The organism is Hymenobacter negativus, from assembly GCF_016056375.1.
GTDB classification, from domain to species: domain Bacteria; phylum Bacteroidota; class Bacteroidia; order Cytophagales; family Hymenobacteraceae; genus Hymenobacter; species Hymenobacter negativus_A.
Genome location: NZ_JAEDAE010000007.1, coordinates 132,560 through 146,575, shown reverse-complemented (window position 1 = coordinate 146,575; position 14,016 = coordinate 132,560). Strand labels below are relative to the sequence as shown.

Below are 14,016 nucleotides of genomic sequence, written 5' to 3'. Positions count from 1 at the left end.
GAATAATGCGTCCCTGATGAAGACGTTAATTATTCTCGGCCCCGGTTAGTTCCGTGTCGTCGTCGATTGCATCATTGCCATAGCCCATCGACTGAGCGTATTTCTCCAGCTTATCCTTGAGAAAATTGCGGGCCCGGTGCAGGCGCGACCGCACCGTACCAATCGGAATATCAAGCACTTTGGCCATTTCCTCGTAGGTAAACCCTTCGAGGTCGCAGAGGATGATGACGGTACGGAAATCGACCGGCAAAGAATTTAGCGCACTGGCTACTTCGTCGCCAATCAGGTCGCGGGCCGACTGCTGACGCATATCGGACGAGGAAGCGCCGATTTCGCCTTCGGCCTCCACATCGTCGGGGTTGTAGTAGCCCTCTATTTCGCTGTAGTCGACTTTGGCGGGCTGCTTGCTTTTCTTGCGGAAGTCGTTGATAAACGAATTCTTGAGAATACGAAACAGCCAAGCCTTGGCGTTGGTACCGGGCTCAAAGTACTCGAAGAAGCGGTACGCTTTGAGGTAGGTTTCCTGCACCAAATCGTTGGCATCATCCTCGTCGAGGGTGAGGCGGTAGGCAAAATTGTAGAGCGGGTCGAGCACGGGCATGAGCTCGGCCTGGAAGCGCCGGTCTTTTTCCTCTTTGCTTAGTTTTACCCGTTCGGGGGAATCGCTCATACAGGTGGGCGGGGGAAATTGCAGGCCGAAACCTACGAAGGAATGGGGGATTATGACAACAGTATTAGCACATAAGGCTACTCGGAAAGGAGGGTGGCCGAGTTGCTTCATGCCAAAGCCGCCCGTTGCGCGACGCTACCGGCGGCCCGGTAAGAGCCAAAAGTAGCGAGGCGCAACGTGCGGCGCATTGCCCGATGTACGGATTGCAGCGTCTGCTAGGTTGCGCTACGGCACATAAGCCGCAAACTAACTAGACGAATCGGCTATTGTTCGCCGCCAAATAGCATTTATTGTTCGACTGGTAACGGCTGCCAGGCGGCTACCCGCGCCGCCACCGCGGCCGCTTCGATGGCCCGGATGCAGGTGCAGGCGGCGGGCTGCTGGCGGCAGTCGTCGCAATTGGGCTTGTCGAAGACCATGAATTCGGCGTGCTTGCCCAACGGGGCCCAGCGGCCGGGGTGCATGGGCCGGATGGGCGGGTACAGACCCAGCGCGTGGCGGCCCAGCGCGGCGGCCAGGTGCAGCGGACCGGTGCTGCCGGCCACGAGGCCATCGGCGGCGGCGATAAAGGCGATGAACTGCGGCAGGCTCAACAAGCCAGTAAGGTTATCGGTAATAAACATGGCGTAGGCTTTCATCCATGGGCCTAACTCCTCACCTTCAGCTGCTGTACCAGTGATAAAAACACGGTGACCAGCCATGTGTAATATTTGAGCGAGCCGAGCATAGTTTTCTAAGCCCCACTCGCGGGCGCTTCCTCGACTGCGCGGGTGAAGAATGATGTTTAGTTGGCCCGGACGACGTTGGTTCAGCCTTTCTCGCCAGATGTCTGCCAGCGGTTCGGTAGCATGCAGGCGTACCAGATGCGTTATTTCGGCTAATGAAGGCTCGGAAGCATCGCCCAGCGGCTGGAGCAGCTTGGGATTCAGCTGGGCTTCGTGCAGGGGCGAGTGGCGGCGGCTGAGGGCCACCAGCCGGTTGCAGGTGAGCCAATGCTGCCAGCGGTTGCGGGTGCCAATGCGCAGGGGGATTTTGGCCTTTTGGGCGAGACGGGCGAGGGTTTTGTTGGGGAAGACGTGAATGATAGCAGCAGCGGAGTAGGCGCGAAGGGTTTCCACCTGAGCTGTTTCGGATAGCTTCACCAACTCATCCAAATTCAGAAAATCATCGACCCACGGGCAGGCGGCGGCCACGGGCGCGGTATAGGTGCGGCCGATGAGCACCACCCGACAGCCGGGAAACAGCTGCTTGAGCCGCCCGCATACCGGTAGAGTCAGCACCACGTCGCCGATGGCATCGGTGCGGGAGACTAGAAAGGTGAAGAGGTTTTCCGGGCTCATGCTTCGGCTTGTTCGGTGCGGGTTTTCAGCTTAGCAAATTTTAGGAACACGCCCCAGGCCGAGATGCCGGCGATGCACAGGCCCGCGAAACCATCGAGAAAGCCCAAGCGGAAGAAGTAGCCGTGCACGAATTTCCAGAGCGGCTTGAGCAGCAGGTGGAACAGGTTGACGTTGGTCCGGCCGCGCAGGGCCAGCTCCTGAGCCGTGATGCTGGTGAACTTGTTGAGCTGGCTGACGTGCTGCGCAATGCTGTGGTAGCTGTAGTGCAGGGCATCGCCCAGGAGCGAAGCGGTGGTCTGGCCGGGGTCCACTTCGAATTTTTCGTGCAGGAGCAGGCCAGTCCAGCGGCCCAGGCGGCGGTCGTAGAGGCGCAGCTTGCGGTCGGGATACCAGCCGCCGTGGCGCACCCAGTGGCCGCAGTAGTTGGTGAGGCGGGCCAGCGAGTAGGCGGCGTGCTGCCAGTTTTGCTTGGTCTGACGGATGGACTGGCGCAACTCCTCGGTCAGGACTTCGTCGGCGTCGAGCTGCAGAACATGGTCGAATTTCGCCTGGCTGGTGGCGTAGTTTTTCTGCTCGACGTAGCCGGCAAAGGCGTGCTGGAGGACGCGCGCGCCGTGCTGGCGGCAGATTTCCACAGTAGCATCGGTGGAGAAGGAATCGACTACGAGCACGTCGTCGGCCACGTCGCCCAGGGCCTGGAGGCAGCGGGCAATGTTGGCCGCTTCGTTGAAGGTGATGATGACGACGGAGAGAGAGACGGGCATGGGCGGGCAAATATCTGGCGTTTTTGCTGACCGGGGCTTCGGCCGCTTGCGCAATATTTTCGTATCGCAACCCGCCGGGCGTGCGTAACTTGCGCCCGAATTCGTTTCTCAACACATGAAAAAAACGCTCCTTCCCGGCCTGCTGGCCGCTGCTTTGCTGTCGCTCACGCTGCCTTCGTGCGGCCCGTCTGCCACCGAGGGCGACGATGACATCGCCACCACCGCCCTGCCCCCGCTGCCCGCTGCTCCCGACACCACTAAGGGTGCCAAGCAGCCCGAGCAGTTCCGCGAGCTGAACTCGGTGAACGCCACGGAGGACATTAAGAAAATGCAGCCGCAGATGTAATCACGGACTGGCTCGAATTTTCGCGGATTACACGGATTTTAGCTGCGCTGACCTCCGGTTGTGGACGCGCTGATTCGGGTCATTTGCTGGTTTTCTGCTTTCGATTCATTGGGCCGTTACTGCTGAGGCGGTGGCGGCCCAATTTCTTTTGCTTTTGATTCGACTATCATGGAAAATAACATTGTGTTGCGCCGGGGCGTGGAAGCTGATTTGCCGCAGGTGCTGGGCCTGATTCAGGAGCTGGCCGAGTATGAGAAAGCGCCGGAGGCTGTGACCAACACGCTGGCCGCCATGCAGCGCGATGGGTTTGGGCCGGCTCCGATTTTCGGCTTTTTCGTGCTGGAAAATGAGGCGGCGGAAATTATCGGGCTGGCACTTTTTTACACGGCTTACTCCACCTGGAAGGGCCGGATGCTGTACCTCGAAGACTTGGTGGTGACGGAGGCGGCGCGGCGCGGCGGCCTGGGCCGGCTGCTGTTTGATGCCGTGGTAGCCGAAGCCCGCGCCACCGGGGCCGTGCGCCTGAAATGGCAGGTGCTGAACTGGAACGAGCCCGCCATCGGCTTCTACAAAAAGCTGGGCGCGACCATTGAAGACGAATGGCTGAACGGCAACCTGGACGAGGCCCAGCTCGGCCGCTACGCGGTGGCCCCGCGGGCAACGGCCGCAGCCGCGCCGGTCACGGGGCGCAGCTTGTAGCGCCTGAGGTGGCAAGAGAAGATTAAACCCCGTCGGATTTAAGCCCGGTGGGGTTTGGTCGTTTTATTGAACTCGATTTCGGTGCTATTACGCCGAATTACCGGAACTACGTGCCCTCATTGGCGGATAAATCTCTGGCTGCCCGTGCGGCCTTGTGCATCCTGCCAGCGCAACACATAGAGGCCGGGCCGGGTAGCGGGCAGGTTCAGGGTGAGCACGTTCAGGCCGGTGGGCACATTTTGGGCTGAGGCCAGAATGCGGCGGCCCAGCGCGTCGAACACCCAAAAAATCACTGTGCCATCGGCAGCGGCAGGGTATTGGAGGCGCAGCCGGGACTCGGTTACCGGGTTGGGGAAAATGCTGACACTCGCGCTTTCTGAGCTGAGGACTACGGGCGCGGCGTTGTCGAGCGAGCCATCGGGCCGCTGGAGGCGGAGGCGATAGTAGTGCAGGCCGCCGGGCGGCTGGGCATCTACGTACTGGTACTGACTGGCGGGTGGGCGCGGGGCCACGATGGCAATCTGCTCCCACGCGGTGGTATCACCGCTCAGGCTGCGCTCCACCACAAAACGGCTCAGAAAGCACTCGTCGCGGGTGGTCCAGGCAACGGTGGCTCCGGTGCCGGCGGCGTACTGGGCGCTCAGGCCGGTGAGCGGGGCCGGCAGCAGGGCCGGGCCGCTGCAGCCCAGGTTGCGGAAACTGCGCACTCGCAGTACCTGTCGGCCACCGGCTACTTCGCTAAGCGGGTTCAGCACCCGGGTAGTCTGGCCAACACTCAGGGCGTAGTGCATCACGGCGCGGGGCAGGTTGAGGTGATTGAGCTGCTGAGCGTGGCCCAGCTCGTGCACGGCCACCGACTCGAAATCGACCTGGTTGATGCCAGCCGGGAGCGGCCCAAACTGAAAAGGCGAGGCGTCATCGAACTGCATGTCGATTTCCTTCACCCAGAATACTACCTCGCCATTGGACGCATAGCAACCTTTGTAGTAGCTGGTGGTGCGGCCCAATACGCGGGCAGGAAGCTCGGCCCCCTGGTCGAAGGCTACGACGTTCTGGCCATCGTCGGCAATGGTATTGGTGGCGTTGGGGGTGCCCGCGTCCCAGTTCATACCCGTTTGGCAACGCCAAGTGGCCAGGGCCCGCTGCCAGGCAGCGGCCGGCGAGGCCGTGAAATTGGGGCCGAAGTGAAAGGTGATACCGCCGGCATTATTCAGGGCAATGTGGTTAGGGCGCTGGAGCAGCTTGCCGTCGGTGCTCTCCACATTGGTGAGGGCGTAGATGATGGTAAGGGACGAGCTACTTTCCACATTGAGTTGGTCGGAAGTGGTGACGCGCACGGGGCCGGAGCCGGCCGGGTGGCCGCTGCTCACCGGGCTGCCGCCGCTGGCCGTGGACGGCACCCGCACCTGGATTTGGTTATTGGTCCAGCTCAGATAGTCGTCGTCGCGGGCCTTCACGCGGGTGGAGCCGCCATCGTCGGCGTTCCGAAACTCGACAAAGCCGCTGCCCCGGGTGCTACCAAAGCCGTCGCCGGTGATGGTGAGCACGGCCCCGGTGCCGGCCGTCAGGCTCAGGGGCGAAAACGCGGCGATGGTGGGGGCCGCCGTACCGCGGTGCACGGGCGCAGTGGCTTTAACAAGTGCCGGGTTGGCTTGCAACACCTGCCGCGCCTGCCCTGTGAGACTGGCCAGCTCCTGATAAAAGCCCGTATCCAATGCCTTGTAAACGCGGAACGGCTCAGTAGCCGTGCCCTCGGCGGGATTGAACTGAATGAAACCCTGCTCGCTGCCCACTGGTGTGTAGGCCGTTGGGCCAGCCGGCAGCCCCGACCACGGTGCGGCTTTCAGAAAGAAAACGCCCTGCTGGCCCGGAGTGAGCCGCAGGGTATTGGTCAGCATTTGCTGGTCGAGGCCGAGGCGGCCGCCTTCAGTGAGGACGGTGAGGCCGGTGGTGTCGGCCACCTGACCTTTCAGCAGCGAAAACACCCGCAGACGGTGCCGCGTGAAGAGGTGCCGATGACCGGCATCCCAGAAGCTACGCGCATCAAGCACCTGCGCTTCGACAACCAGGGCCGACTGCCGGGCGCGGCTGGCTGGCTCCAGGGGCAGCATCAGGCAGCGCATTTCGGCCGGGGCCTGAGCAGCGGCCGGGACAGCTGCCAACCCCAGCACTCCCAATACGCCCGCCCACTTGCGGCTTCTAACACGGTTAATCAATAGCGAAAACGACATAAGCAAGACGGAAGAGCGAGGGCCACCCAAGATACGGAAAACCGGAACGAAGAGGGCCTTAATGCCCGCGTTGGACCTGAGCCAGCTCGTGGGCCAGCCGACGGTTTTGGCGGTACTGACGCAGGTCGCGCCAGATGGCGCCCACAAACACGTTGAGCCGGTAGCTGAAGTACATGCCGTCGAAATCGTCCTTGTAATCAACTTCAAACACAGATTTGCGGTAGCCCACGCTGCCGCTCACCCCCACCCAGCGAAACGGCTTGACCAAGACGGAAAGTCCGGCCTCGACGGGTACGAACAGTCCCCGGCTGTCGGTGGTGGTGCGGCCGGCTTGGTCAGTAACGGTATAGTGGCTGCGGCCCAGACCCACTTCCAGCGGCAAACTCATTTCGAGCCACCGCCGCTGCAGGAACACGTAGCTCACGTTGGGCGTGAGGTAGGTGAGGTCGAGTTGGGGCGTGAGGGTATCGGGGGCTTTTTTGGTGCGCTTGCCGTTTTTGTACTGGTAGATGTAGAGGGCGGCGTAGTCGCGGCGGAGGGTGTAGCCGCCCAGGCCCAGCCGCCAGCGCCGGCCGGGCAGCACCACGCCCGCATTCAGCCCAATGATGGTGACGGCCGATGACTGTACGAAGGACTCGCGGTTATCAAGCGAAATCACGAAGCCCACCCGACGGCGCGGAACCACGGCCGCTGGGCACGGCGGCCCCGCCACCTCCCCGGCCGAGTCGGCGGCGGGCCGCGTTTGGGCGGCCCCGGCCCGGGCACCCAGCAGCAGGGTAGCCAGGAAGCCCGCCCCGAGGTAACGCATCATAGCAAAACAGTAGATTTGGTGCAATCGGCCTTAAGCTAGGGTACTGGCATGAATTCCCGGTGATAGCCGGCCCCACAAAGACAAGGTCCGGCGCGGGTAGTTTAAATCAGCTAGTGGTGCTCATAGGCGCGGGTTGGGGCAGCCAATCGGGCGAGCCACCGGCCACCTGGGGCCAGCCGTCGGCATCGTATTCCAGCCGGGCCAGGATGAGCACGCGGCGCGAGTAGCCTTCGGAATCGTCAATGGCATCGAAGGTGGGCTGGCGAGGGTCGATGGCGTGGCAGGCCAGCCAGTCCTGGCCGGCGGTGTCGGTCACCACGCAGTTGTGGCCAGGGGCGTGCCAGTGGGCATTGGCGGCGAGCAGGGCAGCATGGAGGTTGGCCGTAGCAGCAGCGTAGGTTTCGAAGGGGCCGGTGGCGTGGCGGGCCCGGGCCACCAGCACGGCGTAGTGGGCGTGTGGCCCACAGCAGTTATCACCCGAAAAAAACAGGTAGTACCAGCCGGCGCGGCGGTGCACCCAGGCTCCTTCGATGAGGCGGTGGTAGTCGGCGGGGTCGTCATGCGAAACGCTGGGGTGCAGCACGGCCACGGCCTCGCTGCCGGGGGCGAAGCTCAGGCGGTCGTCGGCCAGCTCGCGCACCCATATGGGCCCGAACCCTGAGCCCCAATACAGCAGCCGCCGGCCGGTGGCGGGGTCGTCAAAGGCCATGGGGTCGATGCAGGTGAAGCCGGGGCCGGGCAGCATGGGCCGGCCGCAGTCTACGAACGGGCCGGCGGGCGCATCGGCCACGGCCACGGCTAGGCTGAAGTAGTCGGCGCCATCGGGCCGGGTGGAATAGTAGAGGTAGTAGCGCCCGCCGTGCTCGCTCACGTGCGGCGCCCATATTTTCTGGCTTAGCAGCGCCCAGTCGGGCTTGGCGGGCAAGCCTTCGCCGAGGTATTCCCAGGCCACCAAATCGCGGGAGCGGGCTACTTGCAGGTTGATGATGGCACCGGCGCGCTTGGTTTGGGTGCCGTAGGCATAGTACCAGCCATCGGCAGCTCGGATGATGGTGGGGTCCGGGAAATTGTCGTCGATGACGGGATTGGTGAACATGGGCAACAGGTGGATGACGGGCAGTGTACGCGGCAACCCAGCAAGCGGCTAGTGCTCGCGCTGCTGCTGCAGCCACAGACAGGCCGAGGCGAGGTCATCGAAAGTGCCGACCAGAGGGTTGCTGATGGGGTACACCCGCTCTTCGGTGGCGTGCCGGGCCTGCAGGCAGCGCGGCAGCACCCAGGCGAAATAGCGCAGGCCGGCGGCCTGCATTTCTTCCAGCCACAGGCGGCCCCACTGGGTGCGCGGCAGGTGCACGGCGAGGATGTTGGTGCCGTCGCTCAGGATTTTTTGGCAGGGCCACTGGCGCAGGCAGGCCAGCATCTGCTCGCAGGCGGCATGAGCCAGGGGGCCGTCGTAGGGGCCGCGCAAGTCCACGTAGAGCCAGCGGTTCGGCTCGTCGCGGCCGATGAACAGGGCGGGAGAATCGACGACAGTTTGCAAGGGCAGCCGGTAAGCGGAACGGATGAGGGCGTTTGGCGCACCCAAATAACGACAGGAAACCTTCTCCGGCTTCGAATTTTGCGGCCTTGTACCGGGGCAGAAATACTTTGCGGGCCGGGCGTGTATCTGCTGCAGCCGGGCGTTAGCTTTGTGGTTCTGCTTGCGCCGGAAGTTGTCCCAAAGACTGGGAAACCGCTTGCTCTCGCCCTCACTCCCACCCTCTTCTCTGATGTTCAAAAAAAGTGTTGCCCTGCTGGCTTTGTTGTGTGCGCCGTTCAGCCTGCTGGCCTGGGGCGTAGTAGGCCACCGGGCTGTGGCTAAAATTGCCGAAAACCACCTCTCCGCCACCGCCAAGCGCGAAGTAGCCCGCATTCTGGGCACCCAAACCATGCCGCTGGTGAGCACCTGGGCCGACGAGCTGCGCAACGACCCGCAGTTCAAGGACACGGCTCCCTGGCACTACCTCAACGTGGCCACCGGGCTCGATTTTGCCGCCTTCGTGAAGCAGCTGAACGACCCGGCCACCTTGGCCCCGGCCGCCCCCACCAACGCCTACACCGCCCTGCTGCAAGCTCGCCGCGACCTGAAAGACCCCAAGAAAACCGCTGAGGAAAAGCTCGTAGCCCTCAAGTTTGTGGTTCACCTGGTGGGCGACGTGCACCAGCCCCTGCATGTGGGCCACGCCGAAGACCGGGGCGGCAACAGCATTGTGGTAAACTGGCGCGCCAAGGAAGACACCAACCTGCACAGCGTGTGGGACACGGCCCTGATTGAATATCCCGGCTTCACCTACAGCGAAATGGCCACGGCCTACGACCACGCCACGCCCGCCCAAATCAAGCAGTGGCAAAAGGACGACATGACCACCTGGCTGTTCGAGTCGTACCAGCTCTGCACGCCCATCTACGCCAGCGCGGCCACCCCGCCTACCAAGTTCGACTGGCACTTCTATCCCACCTTCGGCCCCACCGTGGAGCAGCAGGTGCTGAAAGCCGGCATTCGCCTGGCCGGCGTGCTGAACGAGACATTTGATAAGTAGCAAACCATTCGGTATTTCACCAGGAAGCCTCGGTTGCGCAAGCAGTCGGGGCTTTTTGGTGGTAGCAAATTGGGCGCATACGCAAGCGTTTGTTGCTCCGCGCTATGCCCGTTCCAACGGTGTGTGGTAAGCTGCGCGCTAGTAACATCCGGGTAATGTTGGCCGTCATAACAGGGCTGTTGAGCAATTCATCCATTTCAACTTGCCCTGCTATGGCTCCTTCGCTGCATCAGTTGCCGGCCCACGTTCCGCACGCACACACCCGTGTGCACGTGGTGGTAGAAACGCCCAAAGGTGGGCGCAATAAGTTTGCCTTCGACCCCGATTTGCAGGTATTTAAGCTGAAGGGCGTGCTGCCCGAGGGCCACAGCTTTCCCTACGATTTCGGCTTTGTGCCTTCCACGCTGGCCGAGGACGGCGACCCGCTCGACGTGCTGCTGCTGCTGGCGGCGCCCGCATTTCCGGGCTGCGTGGTGGAGGCCCGCCTCATTGGGGCGCTGGAGATTGAACAGGAGGAAAAAACCGGCGAAACCGTGCGCAACGACCGGCTGCTGGCCGTGGCCGCCGACTCGCGCGAGCACAAAGGCATTCACTCCCTCGCGGATTTATCGAACGAAATGCTGCACGAAATCGAGCATTTTTTCATCTCCTACAATGAGGCGAAGGGCCAAACGCTGCGGGTGCTGCGCCGCGTGGGCCCGGAGCAGGCCCACGCCCTGCTGCGGCAAGCCCAGCACTAAGCATTGGTACTATGAAAGAGCTTTGGGATACTTTGTTCGGGCCGAATGCCGACTCGCACACCATCACGGCCCTGCAAATGACGGTGCGCGCCGTGCTGGTGTTTTTTGTGGCGCTGGCGCTGCTACGCGTGTCGGGCAAGCGCACTTTCGGCACCAACGCCGCTTTTGACATGGTGGTAAAGATTATGCTGGGCGCGGTGCTGAGCCGGGCCGTGGTGGCGGCCTCGCCCTTCTGGGGCACGCTGCTGGCGGGCTTCGTGCTGGTAGGGCTGCACCGGCTATTGGCCTGGGCCGCGTTTCGCAGCGAAACCATTGGCCGGCTTGTAAAAGGCGAAGGCACAGTGCTGGTAGAAAACGGTCAGCTCAACCAGGAAAACCTGCGGCGGCACAACCTGACGGAAGAAGACCTGCGCGAAGGCGTGCGCGAAAACGGCAACCTGGGCGCACCCGAGCAAGCTCAGACCGTGCGCCTGGAACGCGATGGCAGCATCAGCGTGGTAAAAAAACAGGAATAGATTGTCGGCTTACTTCACCGTTGGCTTACTTTTACGCAGCATTGCCAATACTTCCACATAACCAATCGTTTACCATGCGCCAATTCCTACTCATAGCTACTCTACTGGCTCTTTGCACTCCGGCCGCCCGGGCCCAAAGTATAACCCGAGTAGCCAGTGTGCCGGCCAGCACGGTGCTCGACATAGCCGTAAGTGGCAACCGGGCCTGCCTGGCCAACTTTGGCAACAACACCTTGGATATATACGACGTGAGCGTGCCCACTGCCCCAGTACTGCGCAGCAGCACGCAGCATTCCCTGCGCATCCACAACGTGGCAGCAGTGGGCAACAAAGTCTATAGCATAGGCTACGCCAGCGGGAATATCACCATGGCTTCAGTCTATGCGTTCGACATCAGCAACCCGGCGGCTCCAGTTGGAATCAATGGCGCGTTATTAAGCACCCCCACTGCCCAAACGCAACCCCCGACGATGGTAGCCAGCGCCTCTTTTGTTTGCGTGGCCGGAATGCCCAACGGCGTGATTCATATATACGACAGCAACATGAATGTCTTGGGCACCTATTCGGGCGCATCCGGGGATATGTCGCTCAATGGCAATGTTCTCTACTTACGTAACAACAGCTTTACCACCATCTTAGACCTGAGCAACCCCGCCCTACCCGTAAACCGCGGCAGTTTGCCTATTACCATTACCAGCGTGCAGGGCACAAAAGGCTACGGCGTGCAAAATGCCACGCTGAGGATTTACGACGTGAGTTCTCCGCTGGCACCGCTGCTGCTCGGTAGCGTGGCCAACAATGGTGGCAACCAAGTGGCGGTGAGCGGCACCACGGTTTTCACCAATTCGGGAGGTATTCGGAGCAGCCCTGTTGGCAACCGCTACACGTTGCAAGCCTTCGACGCGAGCACCCCTGGGGCTCCCGTGCTTCGGGCTACTGAAGGAGGATTATATCCTTACGAATCCGTCGGAGCGTTGAGCGCGAACGGCAACAATTTAGCCTTCATCGTGGATGCCGCGAATCTGAACGTATTTTCTTTCCGCGCTACGGCCACCGCTACCCGAGCGGCTGCCCCGCCGGCACTGGCCTGCTATCCCAACCCAGCGCACGCTTCGCTGCAGCTGCCCTACACTAAGGCCGGCACGCTGGTAACCGTTCATGACCTGACGGGCCGGGTGTGCCTGACTACGCCCCTGGCAGCCGATGGCTTGGTGAACATCGGCTCCCTGCCTGCTGGCCTCTACTCGTTACGGGCCGGCCAAGCCACGCAAAAACTGGTGGTGGAATAACGATATAATGCCGCAGTAGCTGCTACCCTCCTCCGAGCACTGGCCGCTTATCAAACCACGGCCGGGCCTGTTCCAGCTGGCCGGCCAGCCGAAACAGCACGTCTTCGGCCCCCAGCCGGGCGATGAATTGCACGCCGCAGGGGAGCCCGTCGGCTGTCCAGTGCAGTGGTACTGACATGGCGGGCTGGCCCGTGAGGTTGGCCACCTGGGTATAGGGCGTTTTTTCGAGGTTCTGCTCGGCCAGCTTCTCCACGATGCCGGAGCGCCGGATGAGGCCGCCCAGTCCGAAGGTATTCACCAGCTTCAGCATTTTTTGCTCCAGCGGCTTGGGCTGCAGCTCGCCGATGCGCACGGGCGGCGTGGCTAGCGTGGGCGTGAGCAACAGGTCATAGGTCTGGTGGAAGCGGCCCATGCGGCGGGCGTGGTCGTTCCAGCTCTGGCGGGCGGCGGCAAAATCGGCGGCAGTGTAAGTGCGGCCCAGCAGACCAAGCAGCCAGGTGGTGGGTTCCACGTCGTGGGGCCGGGCGGGGCGGCCCAGGTGCCGGGCCAGCGCAGCAATGCTGGCCCCGGTTTCGCCGAAATACAGCATCAGAAAGGCCGATGCCACGGCCCGGCCATCGAACGGCAGTGGCACTTCCTCCACGTCGTGGCCCAGGCTTTCGAGCAGCTTAGCCGCGTCCAGCACGGCGGTGGCGCACTCCGGGTGCAGGGCGCTACCCAGCGGATGGCCTAGGCTGAAGGCAATGCGCAGCCGGCCGGGCGCCCGGCTCACTTCCTCCAGGTAAGGCCGCGTGGGATTGGGTAGGAAATAGGGCGCACCCGCATCCGGCCCTTGGGTGGCATCGAGCATGGCTGCGCTGTCGCGCACTGAACGGCTGAGCACATGCTCTACGGCCGCGCCCTGCCACTTTTCGCCCTGCTCGGGGCCGGTGGGCACGCGGCCCCGGCTGATTTTCAGCCCAAACAGCCCGCAGCAAGCCGCCGGAATCCGGATGGACCCGCCGCCGTCGCCCGCGCCGGCCACCGGAGTGATGCCCGCCGCCACGGCCGCTGCCGCCCCGCCGCTGCTGCCGCCGGGCGTGTGGCCCAGGTGCCAGGGGTTGCGGGCGGGGCCGTGCAGCAGGGGCTCGGTCACGCCCATCAGGGCAAACTCGGGGGTATTGGTTTTGCCCAGGATGTTGAGGCCGGCGGCCTGCCAGCGGCGCACCAGCTCGGCATCTTCTTTAGGAATAAATCCGCGCAGCGCGCGGCTGCCCGAGGTATGCGGCGCGCCGGCGTACTGCGCCCCAAAATCCTTGAGCAGAAACGGCACGCCCTCAAAAGGCCCGGCCGGCAGCCCGGCAGCAGCCCGCGCCCGGGCGGGCTCATACAGCGGGTGCACCACGGCGTTGATTTGGGGGTTCGCGGCTTCGGCGCGGGCAATGGCAGCGGCGCACAGTTCGGCGGGTGTGAGCTGGCCGGCGCGCACGAGAGCGGCCTGGGCCAGGCCGTCGAGCCGGTCGTATTCGGCGGGAGAAATCATGGGCTAAATGTAGGCGGCACCAGCCGGGCAATCTGGAACAGGCACGGTGGGCGTATGTCAGACCACAGCGTAGGGAATATTGCTGATTTTTCGTTATATTTCCACGAAATATCAGCACAAAACCAACACACGGTTCTGTTACCTTGTCCAATGGTCACACCCATCTTTCGGATTTCTGATTACCAGCAGGCTCTCGATTTTTACATCGACTGGCTGGGGTTCCGAATTGATTGGGAAGAACGGTCGGAGCGGGAACCGCTCTACATGCAGGTATCGCGCGGTGGCATCGTGCTGCACCTCACCAATTACCCCGAGGAAAGCTGCGCCGGCGCCAAAGCCATTGCCGAAATCAACGGCCTGATTGCCTACCACTACCGGCTGACGACCAAAGACTCGGTCTTCCCGAGCCCGGCGCTGCAAAAAACCACCTGGAGCGACAAAGTGATGCAGATAGAAGTGACCGACCCGTTCGGCAACAGCCTGGTGTTTGCCGAAATCTGCTAATAGTCA

General features: G+C 62.5%; 15 protein-coding genes. 7 read left to right on the top strand and 8 right to left on the bottom strand.

Annotated features, from left to right (window positions below; all coding sequences use genetic code 11):
- Nucleotides 1–25 precede the first annotated feature (25 nt).
- From I7X13_RS15285 to I7X13_RS15275, 3 genes are all read right to left on the bottom strand, one after another.
- Nucleotides 26–670: a sigma-70 family RNA polymerase sigma factor gene (locus I7X13_RS15285; protein ID WP_198076156.1), complete on the bottom strand. Its 645-nt coding sequence runs from the start codon at nt 668–670 to the stop codon at nt 26–28.
- Between the two features lie 287 nt (nt 671–957).
- A complete protein-coding gene (locus I7X13_RS15280) occupies nt 958–2,010 on the bottom strand; it encodes a glycosyltransferase family 9 protein (RefSeq protein ID WP_198076155.1) in 1,053 nt (350 codons plus the stop codon).
- Entirely contained in the window at nt 2,007–2,774 is a 768-nt protein-coding gene (locus I7X13_RS15275) for a glycosyltransferase family 2 protein (protein WP_198076154.1), read from the bottom strand. The genes I7X13_RS15280 and I7X13_RS15275 overlap by 4 nt, the downstream gene beginning before the upstream one ends.
- 115 nt (nt 2,775–2,889) lie before the next feature.
- Between I7X13_RS15275 and I7X13_RS15270 the strand changes: the two genes are divergently transcribed.
- Together I7X13_RS15270 and I7X13_RS15265 are read left to right on the top strand one after the other, a co-directional pair.
- The gene (locus I7X13_RS15270) at nt 2,890–3,120 is read left to right on the top strand and encodes a hypothetical protein (RefSeq protein ID WP_198067431.1); all 231 of its coding nucleotides are present in this window, start codon (nt 2,890–2,892) and stop codon (nt 3,118–3,120) included.
- Nucleotides 3,121–3,288: 168 nt separating this feature from the next.
- A complete protein-coding gene (locus I7X13_RS15265; protein ID WP_198076153.1) occupies nt 3,289–3,819 on the top strand; it encodes a GNAT family N-acetyltransferase in 531 nt (176 codons plus the stop codon).
- A 116-nt stretch (nt 3,820–3,935) separates the two neighbouring features.
- Here the strand turns inward: I7X13_RS15265 and I7X13_RS15260 are convergent, their stop codons facing one another.
- The 4 genes from I7X13_RS15260 to I7X13_RS15245 all read right to left on the bottom strand — a co-directional run bounded on the left by I7X13_RS15260 (nt 3,936) and on the right by I7X13_RS15245 (nt 8,401).
- A complete protein-coding gene (locus tag I7X13_RS15260; RefSeq protein WP_198076152.1) occupies nt 3,936–6,050 on the bottom strand; it encodes a T9SS type A sorting domain-containing protein in 2,115 nt (704 codons plus the stop codon).
- A 58-nt stretch (nt 6,051–6,108) separates the two neighbouring features.
- A complete protein-coding gene (locus I7X13_RS15255) occupies nt 6,109–6,861 on the bottom strand; it encodes a hypothetical protein (protein WP_198067428.1) in 753 nt (250 codons plus the stop codon).
- 106 nt (nt 6,862–6,967) lie between these two features.
- Entirely contained in the window at nt 6,968–7,957 is a 990-nt protein-coding gene (locus I7X13_RS15250) for a glycoside hydrolase family 43 protein (RefSeq protein WP_198067427.1), read from the bottom strand.
- A gap of 48 nt (nt 7,958–8,005) precedes the next feature.
- Complete coding sequence (locus I7X13_RS15245; protein WP_198067426.1) at nt 8,006–8,401, bottom strand: hypothetical protein; 396 nt, start codon at nt 8,399–8,401, stop codon at nt 8,006–8,008.
- A 229-nt stretch (nt 8,402–8,630) separates the two neighbouring features.
- On the opposite strand from I7X13_RS15245, the gene I7X13_RS15240 reads away from it, so the two are divergent.
- The 4 genes from I7X13_RS15240 to I7X13_RS15225 all read left to right on the top strand — a co-directional run bounded on the left by I7X13_RS15240 (nt 8,631) and on the right by I7X13_RS15225 (nt 11,984).
- Nucleotides 8,631–9,440, top strand: a complete 810-nt coding sequence (locus tag I7X13_RS15240) for a S1/P1 nuclease (RefSeq protein WP_198067425.1) — start codon at nt 8,631–8,633, stop codon at nt 9,438–9,440.
- A 212-nt stretch (nt 9,441–9,652) separates the two neighbouring features.
- On the top strand, nt 9,653–10,180 hold the full coding sequence (locus I7X13_RS15235) for an inorganic diphosphatase (protein WP_198076151.1): 528 nt from the start codon (nt 9,653–9,655) through the stop codon (nt 10,178–10,180).
- A gap of 11 nt (nt 10,181–10,191) precedes the next feature.
- The gene (locus I7X13_RS15230; RefSeq protein WP_198067423.1) at nt 10,192–10,695 is read left to right on the top strand and encodes a DUF421 domain-containing protein; all 504 of its coding nucleotides are present in this window, start codon (nt 10,192–10,194) and stop codon (nt 10,693–10,695) included.
- 74 nt (nt 10,696–10,769) lie between these two features.
- Entirely contained in the window at nt 10,770–11,984 is a 1,215-nt protein-coding gene (locus I7X13_RS15225) for a T9SS type A sorting domain-containing protein (protein WP_198067422.1), read from the top strand.
- Nucleotides 11,985–12,006: 22 nt separating this feature from the next.
- Here I7X13_RS15225 and I7X13_RS15220 read toward each other — a convergent pair whose 3' ends face one another.
- Nucleotides 12,007–13,506, bottom strand: coding sequence for an amidase (locus I7X13_RS15220; protein WP_198076150.1), 1,500 nt, complete (start codon nt 13,504–13,506; stop codon nt 12,007–12,009).
- 150 nt (nt 13,507–13,656) lie between these two features.
- On the opposite strand from I7X13_RS15220, the gene I7X13_RS15215 reads away from it, so the two are divergent.
- On the top strand, nt 13,657–14,010 hold the full coding sequence (locus I7X13_RS15215; RefSeq protein WP_198067420.1) for a glyoxalase superfamily protein: 354 nt from the start codon (nt 13,657–13,659) through the stop codon (nt 14,008–14,010).
- The last annotated feature ends 6 nt before the right edge of the window (nt 14,011–14,016 follow it).

What these genes read in the sequence shown, in the direction of transcription:
- I7X13_RS15285 (WP_198076156.1), bottom strand. Translation starts at nt 670, where the DNA reads ATGAGCGATTCCCCCGAACGGGTAAAACTAAGCAAAGAGGAAAAAGAC.
- I7X13_RS15280 (WP_198076155.1), bottom strand. Translation starts at nt 2,010, where the DNA reads ATGAGCCCGGAAAACCTCTTCACCTTTCTAGTCTCCCGCACCGATGCC.
- I7X13_RS15275 (WP_198076154.1), bottom strand. Translation starts at nt 2,774, where the DNA reads ATGCCCGTCTCTCTCTCCGTCGTCATCATCACCTTCAACGAAGCGGCC.
- I7X13_RS15270 (WP_198067431.1), top strand. Translation starts at nt 2,890, where the DNA reads ATGAAAAAAACGCTCCTTCCCGGCCTGCTGGCCGCTGCTTTGCTGTCG.
- I7X13_RS15265 (WP_198076153.1), top strand. Translation starts at nt 3,289, where the DNA reads ATGGAAAATAACATTGTGTTGCGCCGGGGCGTGGAAGCTGATTTGCCG.
- I7X13_RS15260 (WP_198076152.1), bottom strand. Translation starts at nt 6,050, where the DNA reads ATGTCGTTTTCGCTATTGATTAACCGTGTTAGAAGCCGCAAGTGGGCG.
- I7X13_RS15255 (WP_198067428.1), bottom strand. Translation starts at nt 6,861, where the DNA reads ATGATGCGTTACCTCGGGGCGGGCTTCCTGGCTACCCTGCTGCTGGGT.
- I7X13_RS15250 (WP_198067427.1), bottom strand. Translation starts at nt 7,957, where the DNA reads ATGTTCACCAATCCCGTCATCGACGACAATTTCCCGGACCCCACCATC.
- I7X13_RS15240 (WP_198067425.1), top strand. Translation starts at nt 8,631, where the DNA reads ATGTTCAAAAAAAGTGTTGCCCTGCTGGCTTTGTTGTGTGCGCCGTTC.
- I7X13_RS15235 (WP_198076151.1), top strand. Translation starts at nt 9,653, where the DNA reads ATGGCTCCTTCGCTGCATCAGTTGCCGGCCCACGTTCCGCACGCACAC.
- I7X13_RS15230 (WP_198067423.1), top strand. Translation starts at nt 10,192, where the DNA reads ATGAAAGAGCTTTGGGATACTTTGTTCGGGCCGAATGCCGACTCGCAC.
- I7X13_RS15225 (WP_198067422.1), top strand. Translation starts at nt 10,770, where the DNA reads ATGCGCCAATTCCTACTCATAGCTACTCTACTGGCTCTTTGCACTCCG.
- I7X13_RS15220 (WP_198076150.1), bottom strand. Translation starts at nt 13,506, where the DNA reads ATGATTTCTCCCGCCGAATACGACCGGCTCGACGGCCTGGCCCAGGCC.
- I7X13_RS15215 (WP_198067420.1), top strand. Translation starts at nt 13,657, where the DNA reads ATGGTCACACCCATCTTTCGGATTTCTGATTACCAGCAGGCTCTCGAT.